General features: G+C 64.6%; 12 protein-coding genes and 1 other RNA gene. 8 read left to right on the top strand and 5 right to left on the bottom strand.

Annotated features, from left to right (window positions below; all coding sequences use genetic code 11):
- Nucleotides 1-45: 45 nt before the first annotated feature.
- From ssrS to IVB18_RS04380, 4 genes are all read right to left on the bottom strand, one after another.
- A non-coding RNA gene (gene ssrS / locus IVB18_RS04395) (6S RNA) lies at nt 46-206 on the bottom strand.
- 61 nt (nt 207-267) lie between these two features.
- Complete coding sequence (locus IVB18_RS04390) at nt 268-1,221, bottom strand: ABC transporter substrate-binding protein (RefSeq protein ID WP_247988111.1); 954 nt, start codon at nt 1,219-1,221, stop codon at nt 268-270.
- A gap of 88 nt (nt 1,222-1,309) precedes the next feature.
- Entirely contained in the window at nt 1,310-1,693 is a 384-nt protein-coding gene (locus IVB18_RS04385; RefSeq protein ID WP_247988110.1) for a cell division protein ZapA, read from the bottom strand.
- The gene (locus IVB18_RS04380) at nt 1,690-1,980 is read right to left on the bottom strand and encodes a DUF4164 domain-containing protein (RefSeq protein ID WP_246774094.1); all 291 of its coding nucleotides are present in this window, start codon (nt 1,978-1,980) and stop codon (nt 1,690-1,692) included. The genes IVB18_RS04385 and IVB18_RS04380 overlap by 4 nt, the downstream gene beginning before the upstream one ends.
- A 397-nt stretch (nt 1,981-2,377) precedes the next feature.
- Here IVB18_RS04380 and tkt point away from each other — a divergent pair, with 397 nt between their 5' ends.
- The 8 genes from tkt to IVB18_RS04340 all read left to right on the top strand — a co-directional run bounded on the left by tkt (nt 2,378) and on the right by IVB18_RS04340 (nt 11,926).
- A complete protein-coding gene (gene tkt / locus IVB18_RS04375; RefSeq protein WP_247988109.1) occupies nt 2,378-4,363 on the top strand; it encodes a transketolase in 1,986 nt (661 codons plus the stop codon).
- Between the two features lie 173 nt (nt 4,364-4,536).
- On the top strand, nt 4,537-5,544 hold the full coding sequence (gene gap / locus IVB18_RS04370; RefSeq protein ID WP_247988108.1) for a type I glyceraldehyde-3-phosphate dehydrogenase: 1,008 nt from the start codon (nt 4,537-4,539) through the stop codon (nt 5,542-5,544).
- A gap of 136 nt (nt 5,545-5,680) precedes the next feature.
- Nucleotides 5,681-6,877 (top strand): phosphoglycerate kinase, encoded by a 1,197-nt coding sequence (locus tag IVB18_RS04365; protein ID WP_247988107.1) that lies wholly within the window; start codon nt 5,681-5,683, stop codon nt 6,875-6,877.
- Nucleotides 6,878-6,930: 53 nt separating this feature from the next.
- A complete protein-coding gene (gene fba, locus IVB18_RS04360; protein ID WP_247988106.1) occupies nt 6,931-7,998 on the top strand; it encodes a class II fructose-bisphosphate aldolase in 1,068 nt (355 codons plus the stop codon).
- 244 nt (nt 7,999-8,242) lie between these two features.
- Nucleotides 8,243-9,268 (top strand): class I fructose-bisphosphate aldolase, encoded by a 1,026-nt coding sequence (locus tag IVB18_RS04355; RefSeq protein ID WP_247988105.1) that lies wholly within the window; start codon nt 8,243-8,245, stop codon nt 9,266-9,268.
- A gap of 3 nt (nt 9,269-9,271) precedes the next feature.
- A complete protein-coding gene (locus tag IVB18_RS04350) occupies nt 9,272-9,940 on the top strand; it encodes a thiamine phosphate synthase (RefSeq protein ID WP_247988104.1) in 669 nt (222 codons plus the stop codon).
- 8 nt (nt 9,941-9,948) lie between these two features.
- On the top strand, nt 9,949-11,037 hold the full coding sequence (locus IVB18_RS04345) for a tetratricopeptide repeat protein (protein WP_247988103.1): 1,089 nt from the start codon (nt 9,949-9,951) through the stop codon (nt 11,035-11,037).
- A gap of 97 nt (nt 11,038-11,134) precedes the next feature.
- Nucleotides 11,135-11,926 carry an inositol monophosphatase family protein gene (locus tag IVB18_RS04340; protein WP_148738721.1) on the top strand — a complete coding sequence of 264 codons (792 nt, stop codon included), beginning with the start codon at nt 11,135-11,137 and terminating at the stop codon, nt 11,924-11,926.
- 133 nt (nt 11,927-12,059) lie between these two features.
- Here the strand turns inward: IVB18_RS04340 and IVB18_RS04335 are convergent, their stop codons facing one another.
- Nucleotides 12,060-15,209 carry a multidrug efflux RND transporter permease subunit gene (locus tag IVB18_RS04335; RefSeq protein ID WP_247988102.1) on the bottom strand — a complete coding sequence of 1,050 codons (3,150 nt, stop codon included), beginning with the start codon at nt 15,207-15,209 and terminating at the stop codon, nt 12,060-12,062.

The following is a 15,209-nucleotide window of genomic DNA, read 5'->3' as shown; positions in this document are numbered from 1 at the left end:
GTCTGACGCGCAATTCGACAGGCACGAACCAGAAGGAAACAATAGTGCGAAGCCGCAAACGCCGTTGAAGCACTCGATCCCGGAGTTCCCTACGAAAGTAGGTGGGCACCATATGTCCGGGCCCACGGGCCCGGCCAGGGACAGTTCCCTAAAGGATCGATAAGGCCCCGGGGATATATGGCTCCGGACGCGCGTCACAGCCTCGCTTGCGCAATGTAACAACGATACTGACGAATCACCAGAGCTAAGGCTAGCTGCTGGCCGGGGCTACTCGATCACCCGATCGGCGCGAACTGACAGAACCTCCGGGACAGTGATCTCAAGGATTTTTGCCGTTCTCAGGTTAATCGACATCTCGATCAGGGTTGGTTGCTCGACCGGCAAATCGGCAGGATTGGCTCCATCGAGTATTTTCTTCACGTAAGTAGCCGAGCGTCGATAGAATTCACGACGTGGAGGGCCATAACCGACAAGCGCCCCTGCATCCGTCATCTCGGGAATCGAGGAAGACGTCGGGATTCGGGCCTGCAGCGCGAAGGCCGCGATGCGCTCGCGCAGGTCAATCAGTGTGGCATCGGAGATGATGAGCAGCGCATCGGGATGCGCGTTCTTCACTTCTTCAAAGGTGGCGTCCAGCTCCGCGAGGCTCTTGAATTCGACTCCTTGCAACTTCAGGCCTCGGGCGGCCGCATAGTGCTGCGCCTCGGCGAACATCGGGCGGTTGGTCGGGTTCGCGGGATTGTAGAGCGCAGCGACGACAGAGGCCTTCGGCACGACAGCAAGAAGAAATTCCAGCGATTTCGTCGTGATATCCTGGATCATGCTCGAAACGCCCGTTGTGTTGCCGCCAGGCCGGGCAAGACTCTTGATAAGTCCGGTATCAACCGGGTTGATCAGGCCGGTCATGACAACGGGAATGGACGGAACGAGCTGCTGCGCTGCGCGTGCAGCCGCGATCGTTGTCACCAGAATCACCCGCGGATTGCTTTGCGCGAGTTCGCGGGCGAAAGCCGGAAACCGCTCGTAGGCGCCATTGGCCCAGCGGACATCGATGATGTAGTCCTTGCTCTCGGCCAACCCATTTTCGCGCAAGCCGGTCTTCAAGCCTTCCAGCAGGATCGCGCTCGATTCCGCCGCGCCGCTGCCCATAAAGGCAAGCCGGGCAGGACCCGTCTGCGCATGCGCAGCGAGCGACCCGCAAATCGTCGTGATACCGATCAACCCTATGAATTCGCGCCGCCTCATAGGCCGCCTTACGTTAGAGAAAAATCCGGAAAGTCAGGATCGGGCGACACGATATTGCACAGCATTAGCCGATCGCGATCCCGTTGCCGACGGTCCGGTTCAGGACCTGGGTCGACTTCTCGATGCGATCGGCGGCGGCGTTCAGCGCATTCACCACCGCGGTCTGGGTCATCCGGGCGCGCTCGACAGCGGCATTGCGGAAATCTCGCAGCTCGGTCAATTCCTGCTCCATGGTGCGGATGCGGTTGCCGGCGTCGACCAGCTCGTCGCAGACGGTCAGCGCCGCCATCACCGTGAGCCGCGCATCGCCAATCTCGCCGAATTTTCCGCGCAGGGACTGGATCCGCGTCTCCAGGCTTTCGGCGAGCTTCAACAGCCGCACCTCCTGGCCCTCCTCGCAGGCCATGCGATATTGCCGGCCGTTGATGGTGACGTTGATGTGGCTCATCCATCCTCTCCGGTATCGAGCACCGAGCGTATCGTGACGATCGCGGAATCCAGCCGATCGGAGATCTCGCGATTAGTCCGCTCGAGCTTGCGCGCCTTCACCAGCGCGCCATCGAGCTCGTCGGCAAGCCGCGAACGGTCCGCGCCCAGCGCCTGGATCCGCGTCGCAAGCTCGTTCTCGTCGCGATCGGCGTCGCGCCGCCGCTCGACCGCGCTTTCGAGCCCGTCGAGCGCCGCTGTGAGCCTGCGGGTCGCGATCTCGATCTCGACGGCGGAGGACTCCGTCATGGCAGAACTGTTGGAAACGCGATCGTTCATGCGGTCAGCAGCGGACCTTTGTGGCCTTTGCATCGGGGCTTGCCGCCCGGCAAAAGACTCGGTTCGGCAAGCGGTTAGAAGCAGAAATTTACGTGGCAAGCTAGCAAATCGCAACGCCGCCGCGAAACTATGCACCGATAGATCGGCCGCAAGCATACCGACCAGCTGGTTCCGGTCTGCGCCATCTCCGGCTGCAGCTTTTCCGGAGCACACGGCGCGCAACTTTTCGCCCGGGGATGGCGTTTGATTGCCTTGGACTCCCGGAACCGAGATGCTATCCAGCCTCGACTTTAAAAGCGGCCGAAAGGCTCCTTCCCGCGCGGGCGTCCACCGCCATCAAGCGCCTCATTTCAGACGGATTTCAGACATGACGCAGGTCGACCACACCCGTATGGCCAACGCGATCCGCGGCCTCGCCATGGATGCCGTCGAGAAGGCCAAATCGGGTCATCCCGGCCTGCCGATGGGCGCGGCAGACATGGCCACGGTGCTGTTCACGCAGTTCCTGAAATTCGATGCGGCCGCAATCGCCTGGCCCGACCGCGACCGCTTCGTGCTCTCGGCCGGCCACGGCTCGATGCTGCTCTATGCGCTGCTTTATCTGACCGGCAATACCGAGATGACGCTGGACCAGATCAAGCAGTTCCGACAGGTCGATTCGCTGACGCCGGGGCACCCCGAAAATTTCCGCACCAAGGGCATCGAGACCACGACGGGCCCGCTCGGCCAGGGCATCTCGACCGCGGTCGGCATGGCGCTCGCCGAGAAGATGCTTGCGGCCGAGTTCGGCAAGAAGATCGTCGACCACCACACCTATGTGATCGCCTCCGACGGCGACCTCATGGAAGGCGTGTCGCAGGAAGCGATCGCAATGGCCGGGCACTGGAAGCTCAACAAGATGATCGTCCTCTACGACGACAACGGCATCTCGATCGACGGACCGACCTCGATCTCCGATTCCGTCGACCAGGTGAAGCGCTTCAAGTCGGCGGGCTGGGCCGCCGAGAGGATCGACGGCCACGACCAGGCCGCGATATCAGCCGCGATCACGCGCGCCAAGAAATCCAGCAAGCCGACGCTGATCGCCTGCCGCACCACCATCGGCTTCGGCGCGCCGCATAAGGCCGGCACGGCGAAGGCGCATGGCGAAGCGCTCGGCGCCGAAGAGCTCAAGGCCGCCAAGGAAAATCTCGGCATCTCGCTCGAGCCGTTCTCGGTGCCCGACGACGTGCTGAAGGCCTGGCGTGAAGCCGGCAGCCGCGGTGCTGTCGCGCGCCAGGAATGGGAAGGAAGGCTCGGTGAGCTTGGCAGCCGCAAGCGCGCCGAGTTCGAGCGCCGCGTGCGCCATGAGCGTCCGGCGTCGCTCGCGAAGGCAGTGCGAGCCTACAAGAAGGAGCTGCTGGAAAAGCCGATGCTGGCGGCGACGCGCAAATCCTCGGAAGCCGTGATTGAAGTCATCGCCGCCGCCATGCCGATGGAATTCCTGGCGGGCTCGGCCGACCTCACCGGCTCCAACAACAACAAGGCGAAGTCGGCAACCGCCTTCTCCGCCAAGACGCCGAAGGGCCGCTTCATTCATTACGGCGTCCGTGAGCACGGCATGGCCGCCGCCATGAATGGCATCTTCCTGCACGGCGGCTTCGCGCCGAACGGCGCAACATTCCTGGTGTTCACCGATTACGCGCGGCCGGCGATGCGCCTTGCCGCGTTGATGGGCGCCGGTGTCGTCTACGTGATGACCCACGATTCCATCGGCCTCGGCGAAGATGGCCCGACCCATCAGCCGGTCGAGCACCTCGCCGCGCTCCGGGCCATTCCCAACATGCGCGTGTTCCGCCCCTGCGACTCCATCGAGGTCGCCGAGTGCTGGGAGCTTGCGCTGAACCGCATCGACGGCCCGACCGTGCTGGCGCTGACGCGGCAGAACCTGCCGCAACTCCGCACCACCGCGCCGAACGAACCCTCCTGCCAGCAGGGCGCTTACGAGCTGGTTGCCGCCCAGAGCGAAGCCAAGGCGACGCTGTTTGCTTCCGGCTCCGAGGTCGAGATCGCGGTCGCCGCCCAGAAGCAGCTCGTGGAACGCGGCATCCCGTCGCGGGTGGTCTCGGTCCCCTCGCTCGAGCTGTTGTTAGCGCAACCAGAGGCCAAGCGCGCCGCGATCATCGGCGACGCGCCGGTGAAGGTCGCGATCGAGGCCGCGGTACGCTGGGGCTGGGATGCCGTGATCGGCCAGGACGGCGAATTTATCGGCATGCATTCCTTCGGCGAAAGCGGGCCGGCAAAGGACCTTTACAAGCACTTCGGCATTACCGCCGAGGCTGCGGTTAACGCTGTGCTGAAGCGCGTATCCTGAGAGTTGAGCTTGCCAAAAAAAAGGATTACCTAACTTCCTATATGATCAAGCACCGCCCGGCCGAACCGGGCGTCCGCCCTAAAAAAACCCTCGCAGGCGCGCTAAGCGCGTTGTGCGGGATGAACAGACGTTATGGAAACAGACGTCATTGAACGGTCATAAGGAGACGAAACATGGTAGTCCGCGTCGGAATTAACGGTTTTGGCCGCATCGGCCGCAACGTTTTGCGGGCTATCGCGGAGTCCGGCCGCAAGGACATCGAGGTCGTCGGCATCAACGACCTCGGCCCGGTCGAGACCAACGCCCATCTGCTCCGCTTCGATAGCGTCCATGGTCGCTTCCCCGGCACCGTGACCGTCGATGGTGACTCGATCAGCCTCGGTGGCAGCAAGATCAGGGTGACCGCCGAGCGCGATCCCTCGAAGCTGCCCTGGAAGGATCTCGGCGTCGACATCGCGCTGGAATGCACCGGCATCTTCACCTCGAAGGACAAGGCCTCCGCGCATCTGACCGCCGGCGCCAAGCGCGTGCTGGTCTCCGCGCCCGCCGACAGCGCCGACGCCACCATCGTCTACGGCGTCAACCACGACACGCTGACCAAGGATCATCTGGTCGTCTCCAACGGCTCCTGCACGACCAACTGCCTCGCGCCGGTAGCCAAGGTGCTGAACGACCTCGTCGGCATCGAGACCGGCTTCATGACGACCATCCACGCCTACACCGGCGACCAGCCGACGCTCGACACCATGCACAAGGATCTCTATCGCGGCCGCGCGGCGGCGATGTCGATGATCCCGACCTCGACCGGTGCCGCCAAGGCGATCGGCCTCGTGCTGCCGGAGTTGAAGGGCAAGCTCGACGGCGTCGCGATCCGCGTGCCGACACCGAACGTCTCTGTCATCGACCTCAAGATCATCGCCAAGCGCGCCACCGATCCGAAGGAGATCAACGCGGCGATGAAGCGCGCCTCCGAGCAGCAGCTCAAGGGAATTCTCGGCTACACCACGGCGCCGAACGTCTCGATCGACTTCAACCACGACCCGCACTCCTCCACGTTCCACGAGGACCAGACCAAGGTGCAGAACGGCACGCTGGTGCGCGTGATGTCCTGGTACGACAACGAGTGGGGTTTCTCGAACCGCATGGCGGACACCGCCGTCGCCATGGCCAAGGTGATCTAACAGCGCAGGTCTCGTGTCCCGGACGCGGTGCAGCGCGCTTGCGCTGCTCCGCAGAGCCGGGACCCATGCCACACCGTAGGTCCCGGTTCTCGGCGGCACTTCGCGCCGCAGTGCGCCCGGGACAAGAGAGCCAAAGATGACCAAAACATTCCGCACCCTCGACGACGTCGACGTGAAGGGCAAGCGCGTGCTGCTGCGCGTCGATCTCAACGTACCCATGGAGAATGGGCGCGTCAGCGACGCAACCCGGCTCGAGCGCGTCGCGCCGACCATCACCGAAATCTCGGACAAGGGCGGCAAGGTCATCCTGCTCGCGCATTTCGGCCGGCCGAAGGGACGCGATCCCAAGGAGTCGCTCAAGCCCGTTGCCGAGGCGCTGTCGACGGTCGTCAAGAAGCCCGTCGCCTTCGCCGACGACTGCATCGGCGAGCCCGCGGCCACGGCTGTGGCGGCGCTGAAGGATGGCGACATCCTGTGCCTGGAAAACACCCGCTTCCACAAGGAAGAGGAAAAGAACGATCCGGCCTTCGTCGCGGAGCTGGCCAAGCTCGGCGACATCTGGGTCAATGACGCGTTCTCGGCGGCACATCGCGCCCACGCCTCGACCGAAGGCCTCGGCCACAAGCTGCCGGCCTATGCCGGCCGCACCATGCAGGCCGAGCTGGTTGCGCTGGAGAAAGCGCTGGGTTCACCGACCAAGCCCGTCATCGCGATCATCGGCGGCGCAAAAGTCTCGACCAAGATCGACTTGCTCGAAAACCTCGTCAACAAGGTCGACGCGCTGGTGATCGGCGGCGGCATGGCCAACACCTTCCTGCACGCCCAGGGCGTCGGGATCGGCAAATCGCTGGCCGAGAAGGATCTCGCGCCCACTGCGCTCCGCATCATGGAGAAGGCCGAGGCCGCGAACTGCGCGATCATCCTGCCTGTAGACGCCACCGTCGCCTTTCACTTCGCGGCCAATGCGCCGGCCCACGCCTACGGGCTCGATGCAATCCCCGCCGACGGCATGATCCTCGACGTCGGCCCGCAATCGATCGTCCGCGTCCATGCGGCGATCGACGACGCGGCGACGCTGGTCTGGAACGGACCGCTCGGTGCCTTCGAGATGCAGCCGTTCGACCGCGGCACGGTCGCGGCCGCCAAGCACGCTGCCGAGCGTACCAAGGCCAAAAAACTGATCTCGATCGCGGGCGGCGGCGACACCGTCGCGGCCCTCAACCAGGCCCAGGTGGCCGGCAATTTCACCTATGTCTCGACCGCAGGTGGCGCATTTCTTGAATGGATGGAAGGCAAGCCCCTGCCCGGCGTCGAGGTTTTACGCGTCAAGTAATCAGTCGGCCAGTACTTAGCGGCCCTGCAGGCCCAAACGGGAGAAAAAGACAGATGGCTCGGATCACGTTGCGTCAATTGCTCGACCATGCTGCGGAGAACGATTACGGCGTACCGGCCTTCAATATCAACAACATGGAGCAGGCGCTGGCGATCATGGACGCGGCCAACACGGTCGACGCGCCCGTCATCATCCAGGCCTCGCGCGGCGCGCGCTCCTACGCCAACGACGTCATGCTCAAGCACATGATGGACGCGGTGACCGAGATCTATCCGCACATCCCGGTCTGCGTGCATCTCGACCACGGCAACGAGCCGGCGACCTGCATGACCGCGATCCAGGCCGGCTTCACCTCGGTCATGATGGACGGTTCGCTCAAGGCTGACGGCAAAACCCCCGGCGACTGGGGCTACAATGTCGGCGTCACCAAGACCGTGACCGACATGGCCCATCTCGGCGGCATCTCGGTCGAGGGTGAGCTCGGCGTGCTCGGCTCGCTCGAGACCGGCATGGGCGACAAGGAGGACGGTCACGGCGCCGAAGGCAAGCTGTCGCACGACCAGCTCCTGACCAATCCGGAAGAGGCCGTGAAGTTCGTCCAGGAGACCCAGGTCGACGCGCTCGCGATCGCGATGGGCACCTCGCACGGCGCCTACAAATTCACCCGCAAGCCGGACGGCGACATCCTCGCCATGAACGTGATCGAGGAGATCCACCGCAAGCTGCCGAACACGCATCTTGTGATGCACGGCTCCTCCTCGGTGCCGCAGGACCTCCAGGACATCATCAACGAGTTCGGCGGCAAGATGAAGCCGACCTGGGGCGTGCCGGTGTCCGAGATCCAGCGCGGCATCAAGCATGGCGTCCGCAAGATCAATATCGACACCGACAACCGCATGGCGATGACCGGTCAGATCCGCAAGGTGTTCAAGGAGCACCCGGAAGAGTTCGACCCGCGCAAGTACCTGAAGCCCGCCATGGAGGCCATGACCAAGCTGTGCGAGCAGCGCCTTCAGGAGTTCAACACCGCAGGGCAAGCCTCCAAGTTCAAGAAGGTCCTGACCCCGGCCGAAATGGCCAAGCGCTACGCCAAGGGCGAGCTCGCCCCGAAGGTGGCGTAAGGCCTTCAGGCACACCCTCCCGTCATTCCGGGGCACGCGAAGCGTGAGCCCGGAATCCATAACCACAGCCCGGGGTTATGGATTCCGGGCCTGCGCCTTACGGCGCATCCCGGAATGACAGCGAGTTATTGCCCGGACTGCGCTCCCTCCCCCCTTTACCCTGCGACGAACGTTAACTCGGCAATTGCCCGAGAACGGTCTATTTTCACCGGCAAGGGCAGAATCGTTTTGGGAGGACATCTCGATGAATCTGACTGAGCTCAACAGGATCGCAACCGCCATGGTCGCCTCCGGCAAGGGCATCCTTGCCGCCGACGAATCCTCTGGCACCATCAAGAAGCGGTTCGACACGATCGGCGTGGAATCGAACGAAAGCAATCGCCGCGACTATCGCGAGATGCTGTTCCGATCGAACGAGGCCATGAACCAGTACATCTCCGGCGTCATCCTTTATGACGAGACGATCTGGCAGGATGCGAAGGACGGCACGCCGCTGGTCAAGGTGATCGAGCAGAGTGGCGCCATTCCCGGCATCAAGGTCGACGAGGGCACGCAGGCCTTGCCGATGTGCCCGGGCGAGCTCGTCGCCGTCGGGCTCGACAAGCTCGCCGAGCGGCTGAAGAAATATTATGAGCGCGGCGCCCGCTTCGCCAAATGGCGTGCGGTGATCGACATCGGCAGCGGCATTCCCTCGATGACCGCGATCAGCGTCAACGCCCATGTGCTGGCCCGCTACGCCGCGCTGTGCCAAGCCGCGCAGATCGTGCCGATCGTCGAGCCGGAAGTGCTGATGGACGGCGATCATGACATCGACCGCTGCTATGATGTGACGAGCCGCGTGCTCAACAAGACCTTTCAGGAATTGTGCGTGCAGCGCGTCGCACTCGAGGGCATGGTGCTCAAGCCGAACATGGCGATCTCCGGCAAGAAGTGCGCAAAGCAGGCGTCCGTCGAGGAAGTCGCAGAGAAGACGCTACGGCTGCTCAAGGCCTGCGTGCCGGCGGCGGTGCCGGGCATCGCCTTCCTCTCCGGCGGCCAGTCGGACGAGGAGGCAACCGCGCATCTCAACGCCATGCACAAGCTCGGCCCGCTGCCATGGGGCCTGACCTTCTCCTATGGCCGCGCGTTGCAGGCCGCGCCGCAGAAGGCCTGGTCCGGCAAGGCCGAGAACGTCGCGGCCGGGCAGCGCGCATTCAGTCATCGCGCGCAGATGAACGGCCTCGCCTCGAAGGGCGAGTGGCACAACAGCCTGGAAAAGAAGGCAGCCTAGATCTTGTCGAACAAATCGCCTCCGCCGCGACCGGCGCCGCGCCTCTATCTCGTGACGCCGGTCGTCGATCATCCCGCTTCGCTCGTGACCGAGTTGCCGGGTCTGCTCGCATCGGCCGACGTCGCGGCCGTGCTGGTGCGGCTGAAGGAGACCGACCAGCGCAGCATGATCTCGCGCATCAAGGCGCTCGCGCCGATCGTGCAGAACGCTGGCGCTGCGCTGCTCGTCGACGGGCATGCCGAGCTGGTCGCACGCGGCGGCGCCGACGGCGCCCACCTCTCCGGCATTGCCGCGCTGGAAGAGGCGATGCCGTCGCTGAAGCCCGATCGCATCGCCGGTGTCGGCGGGCTTGAGACGCGCCACGACTCCATGGCTGCAGGCGAGATGGGCGCGGATTACGTGCTGTTCGGCGAGCCCGACGCGACGGGACAGCGGCCGTCGGCGCAAGCCATCGCCGAGCGACTGGACTGGTGGGCCGAGCTGTTCGAGCCGCCCTGCGTCGGCTTTGCCACGTCGATCGAGGAAGCCCACGACTTCGCCGCCAACGGCGCCGATTTCGTGCTGGTCGGCGATTTCATCTGGGCCGATCCGCGCGGGCCCAAGGCCGCGCTGATCGAAGCCGATACTGCGATCAAGAAGGCCCATGCGGCTCTCCTCATGGGCCAGGGCTAGCGCCCGACATGAAGCTCCCGCGCATCACCATCCTGGCCACGCTGCTGCTGACGGCGCCCGCGGCCGCGCAGCTCCAGATCACTCCGCCGGCCGCAACGCCGAGCCCGTCGGCCACCAAGGAAAAAGCCAAGGACAAGCCCAAGGAAGAGCCGAAGACCAAGCCGCACACCATCACCAAGAAGAAGGATGCCGCGCCAAAACCATCGGCCTCGCCGAGCCCGGCGCCCGCTGCGACCGTGATCCCCGCGCCCCCGAACGACAATTCCAATGTCGATTTGGTGTTCGGCGCCTATCAGCGCGGCCAGTACAAGACCGCGTTCGATCTCGCCACCGCCCGCGCGCAAGCAGGCGATCCCAAGGCGATGACCATGCTGGGCGAGCTCTATTCCAACGCGATGGGCATCAGGCGCGACTACGCCAAGGCGCTCCAGTGGTACAAGCGCGCCTCCGACGCCGGCGACCGCGAGGCCATGTTCGCGCTCGCCATGCTGCGGATTTCCGGCCGCGGCGGCCCGGTCGACAAGGGCGAGGCGGTCAAGCTGATGGCCTCCGCCGCCAAGCTCGGCGAGCCCAAGGCGGCCTATAACCTCGCTTTGCTCTATCTGGACGGCCAGACCCTGCCGCAGGACGTCAAGCGCTCCGCCGAGCTGCTGCGCCAGGCGGCGGACGCGGGGCTGCCCGAGGCGCAATACGCGCTCGCGACCTTCTACAAGGAAGGCACCGGCGTGCCCAAGGACCCCGAAAGGGCGGTGCGTCTGCTCCAGGCCGCCACGCTGACCGACAATGTCGATGCCGAGGTCGAATACGCCATCGCACTTTTCAATGGCTCCGGCACGCCGAAGAACCAACCGGCGGCGGTCGCGTTACTTCGCAAGGCGTCCCGCCAAGGCAGCGCGATCGCGCAGAACCGGCTGGCCTGGGTGCTGATCAACGGCATGGGCGCGACGGTGGACAAGGTCGAGGGGTTCAAATGGCACCTGGTTGCAAAAACCGCCGGCAAGGGCGACCCGGAGCTCGACAAGCAATTGTCCGATCTGCCTCCCGACGACCGGGCCAAAGCCGAGGCCGCCGCCAGGAAATGGCTCGGGACCAAATGACTTGACGCAATGACTTGACGTTGGGCCCCTCGCAGGGCACCCAATCCCTCAAACGGGCGCGATTTTGCGCCATTTCCCCCGATCAAGACCAGAGCTCATGCTGTATTCCGCCACTATCAACGTCATGGTCAAGGCTGCGCGTCGCGCCGGCCGTAGCCTCAAGCGCGATCTCGGTGAGATCGAGCATCTCCAGGTCTCGCTGAAGGGCCCGGCGAATTTCGTCTCGCTCGCCGACAAGCGCGCCGAGGAGATCCTCTACCAGGACCTCGCCAAGGCCCGGCCCGGCTACGGCTTCATCGGCGAGGAAGGCGGCACGCGAGAAGGCCCCGACAAGAGCCACACCTGGATCGTCGATCCGCTCGACGGCACCACCAACTTCCTGCACGGCATCCCGCAATTCGCGATCTCGATCGGGCTTTCGCGCGAGGGCACGATCATCGCGGGCGTGATCTACAACCCCGCCAATGACGAGCTCTACATCGCCGAGCGCGGCAAGGGCGCCTTCCTCAACGACCAGCGCCTGCGCGTGGCCGGCCGCCGCCAGCTCAACGAATGCGTGGTGGCCTGCGGCCTGCCCCATATCGGCCGCGGCGACCACGAGGAATTCCGCCGCGAGATGACCGCGATCCAGGACCGCGTCGCCGGCCTGCGCCGCTTCGGCGCCGCCTCCCTCGACCTCGCCTTCGTCGCCGCCGGCCGTCTCGACGGCTACTGGGAACGCAACCTCCAGCCCTGGGACATCGCCGCCGGCCAGATCATGCTGCGCGAAGCAGGCGGCACGATCAGCGACATCGACACTCCCGGCGATGCGCTGGTGACGGGACACGTGGTGTGCGGGAATGAGTTCGTGCACGGGGAGCTGGTGAAGATTTTGCGGAAGGCGGCGTAGCGCGAAGGCCGCGCCTCACATACCGCCGTCATCACCCGCGAAAGCGGGTGATCCAGTATTCCAGAGACTTTCGTTGGATACCGAGAAGCCGCGGCGTACTGGATGCCCGCCTTCGCGGGCATGACAGTGTGCCTTACGATTTGACCGGCGCCGGCGGCCCATACATCTCCGCCTCCACCACCTTCTCCCGTTCCCCGCCCAACACGCGCTGCACAGAGACGAAGAACACCGGCACCATCAGCAGCGCCAGGATGACCACCGCGATCATGCCGCCCATCACGACGCTGCCGAGCGATTGCTGGCTGGCGCCGCCGGCGCCGTGGGCGATCGCCATCGGCAGCACGCCGCAGATGAAGGCGAGGCCGGTCATCAGGATCGGGCGGAAGCGCAGGCGGCAGGCTTCGATGGTGGCTTCCACCAGCGGCTTGCCCTCTTTCCGCAGGTCCTTGGCGAACTCGATGATCAGGATCGCGTCCTTTGCGGCAAGTCCGATGATGGTGATCAGGCCGACGGTGAAATAGACGTCGTTGGGCAGGCCGCGCAGCATCGCCGCGATCACCGCGCCGACGATGCCGAGCGGCACGGTCAGCAGCACCGCGAGCGGAATGGTCCAGCTCTCGTAGAGCGCGGCCAGGCACAGGAACACCACGAACACCGACAGCGCCAGCAGGAACGGCGCCTGCGAGCCCGACAGCTTTTCCTGGAGCGACTGGCCGGTCCATTCATAGCCGAAGCCGCGCGGCAGCTTGCCGGAGAGCCGCTCCATCTCGGCGATGGCGTCGCCCGAGGTGAAGCCGGGTTTCGCTTCGCCGGAGATGCGCACCGCCGGATAGTAATTGAAGCCGGCGATCTGCGTCGGTCCGCGCGCCCATTCGATCGTGGCAAAGGACGAGAACGGCACGAGCTGGCCGCGGCTGTTCTTGACGTTGTAGTTGAGGATGTCCTCGGTCCGCATACGGTCGCGGGCGTCGGCCTGCACCACGACGCGCTGCATGCGGCCGCGGTTCGGGAAGTCGTTGATGTAGTTCGAGCCGAGATTGGTCGAGATCGTGTTGTTGATGTCCTCGAAGGTGACGCCGAAGGCACCGGCCTTCTCGCGGTCGATCACGAGATTGACCACGCCCGCCTCGGGCAGGCCCTCGACATAGACCTTCTGAAGCACCGAACTTGCATTGGCCTCCGCGATCAACTGGTCGGCGGCGCGCATCAAGGCCGGATAGCCCTTCTGGCCGCGGTCCTGGAGACGGAACGAGAAGCCCGAGGAATTGCCGAGATTGTCGATCGGCGGCGGCTGCAGCGCAGAGATCTTTGCATCGCGGATTGAAGACGACAAATCGCGGTTGATGTCGGCGACGATCGCAGCAGCGGAGTCCTTCGGCCCGCGCTCGGACCAGTCCTTCAGCGTGATGAAGGCCTGCGCGGTGTTCATGCCCTGGCCCGAGAAGCTGAAGCCGGTGAGGAAGGTGACGTTGTCGACGCCTTGCCGCTGCGCCAGATATTTTTCGACCTTCTCGATCACGGCCTCCGTCCGCGCGTAGGACGAATCCGACGGCGTCTGCACGTCAGTGGTGACGAAGCCCTGGTCGTCGACCGGCAAGAAGCCGCCGGGCAGCCTGACGAAGGCCCAGGACAGCCCGGCGAGCAGCGCGACATAGACCAGCATCAGCCGTCCCGTGCGCTTCAGCGAGAAGCCGACGGTGCGGGAATAGCCTTCCTTGCCGCCCTCGAGCACGCGGTTGAACCAGCCGAACACGCCCCTCTTCGCATGGCCGTGACCGGCCGCGACGGGCTTGAGCAGCGTCGCGCACAGCGCCGGTGTCAGCGACAGCGCCAGGAAGGCGGAGAAGCCGATCGCGGCGACCATGGTGACGGAGAACTGGCGGTAGATGATGCCGACCGAGCCCGGGAAGAACGCCATCGGCACGAACACCGCCATCAGCACCAGCGTGATGCCGATGATGGCGCCGGTGATCTGCGACATGGCTTTCCGCGTCGCTTCCTTCGGCGGCAGGCCCTCCTCGGCCATGATGCGCTCGACGTTCTCGACCACGACGATGGCGTCGTCGACGAGGATGCCGACCGCGAGCACCATGCCGAACATCGAGAGCATGTTGATGGAGTAGCCGGCGAGCAACAGCGTGGTACAGGCGCCCAAGAGCGCCACCGGCACCACGATGGTCGGAATGATGGTGTAGCGGATGTTCTGGAGGAACAGGAACATCACCACGAACACCAGCACCACGGCTTCGACCAGCGTTGTCAGCACTTTCTTGATCGAGGCCTCGACGACAGGCGTGATGTTGTAGGGAATTTCGTAACCGATATTGGCCGGGAAGAAGCGCGACAGCTCCTTCATCTTCTCTTCGACGGCGCTCGCGGTCGCCAGCGCATTGCCGGTCGGCGACATCAGCACGGAAAGACCCGCGGTCGGCTTGCCGTCGAGGCGGGTGTTGAACTGGTAGCTGAGGCCGCCGACCTCGATGCGTGCGACGTCGCGCAGGCGCACGGTCGAACCGTCAGCGTTGGCGCGCAGGATGATGGCACCGAATTCGTCAGGCGAGGAGAGCTGACCCTTGACCAGCACCAGCGAGGAGGTGCGCTGGGTCGCGGTCGCCGGTTCGGCGCCAAGGCTGCCCGAGGCGACCTGCGCGTTCTGTGCGGTGATCGCCTTGTTGACGTCGTCGGCGGTGAGCCCATAGCCGACCAGCTTTGCCGGATCGACCCAGACGCGCAAGCTGCGTTCGGTCGAATAGAGCGTGGCGCGGCCGACGCCGGGGATGCGGCGGATCTCGCCGAGCACGTTGCGGATCATGAAGTCGCCGAGGCCGACCTCATCGAGGCTGCCGTCGGTCGAGTTCAGCGTGATGATCTGGAGCACCGCGCTGGAGGCTTCCTCGATCAGGATGCCCTGCTGGATCACCGCGCGCGGCAGGCGCGCTTCGACGCGCTTGATGCGGTTCTGCACTTCGACGGACGCCGCGCTCGTATCGGTACCCGGCACGAAATTGGCGATGATCTCGACCTGGCCGAGCGAGTCGCTGGTCGATTCGAAGTTGAGGATGCCGGAGGCGCCGTTGAGCTCCTCCTCGATCAGCCGGGTGACGCTGTTGTAGAGGTTTTCGGGCGAGGCGCCGGGATAGCTGGTCGAGATCGAGATCGAGGGCGGCGCGATGATCGGATATTGTGCGATCGGCAACAGCGGGATCGAGATCGCGCCGACCAGGCAGATGAACAGCGCGACGACCCAGGCGAAGATCGGCCTGTCGATGAAGAAGCTGGCCAT

Origin of the sequence: Bradyrhizobium sp. 186, assembly GCF_023101685.1 — a bacterium.
Lineage (GTDB): Bacteria > Pseudomonadota > Alphaproteobacteria > Rhizobiales > Xanthobacteraceae > Bradyrhizobium.
The sequence above is the reverse complement of the archived record's forward strand: the minus strand, read 5'-3'. Positions and strand labels throughout refer to the sequence as shown.

Coding starts and splice junctions, on each gene's coding strand:
- gap (WP_247988108.1), top strand. CDS start 4,537: ATGGTAGTCCGCGTCGGAATTAACGGTTTTGGCCGCATCGGCCGCAAC.
- tkt (WP_247988109.1), top strand. CDS start 2,378: ATGACGCAGGTCGACCACACCCGTATGGCCAACGCGATCCGCGGCCTC.
- IVB18_RS04355 (WP_247988105.1), top strand. CDS start 8,243: ATGAATCTGACTGAGCTCAACAGGATCGCAACCGCCATGGTCGCCTCC.
- IVB18_RS04335 (WP_247988102.1), bottom strand. CDS start 15,209: ATGGCCAGCTTCTTCATCGACAGGCCGATCTTCGCCTGGGTCGTCGCG.
- IVB18_RS04345 (WP_247988103.1), top strand. CDS start 9,949: ATGAAGCTCCCGCGCATCACCATCCTGGCCACGCTGCTGCTGACGGCG.
- IVB18_RS04380 (WP_246774094.1), bottom strand. CDS start 1,980: ATGACGGAGTCCTCCGCCGTCGAGATCGAGATCGCGACCCGCAGGCTC.
- IVB18_RS04385 (WP_247988110.1), bottom strand. CDS start 1,693: ATGAGCCACATCAACGTCACCATCAACGGCCGGCAATATCGCATGGCC.
- fba (WP_247988106.1), top strand. CDS start 6,931: ATGGCTCGGATCACGTTGCGTCAATTGCTCGACCATGCTGCGGAGAAC.
- IVB18_RS04340 (WP_148738721.1), top strand. CDS start 11,135: ATGCTGTATTCCGCCACTATCAACGTCATGGTCAAGGCTGCGCGTCGC.
- IVB18_RS04365 (WP_247988107.1), top strand. CDS start 5,681: ATGACCAAAACATTCCGCACCCTCGACGACGTCGACGTGAAGGGCAAG.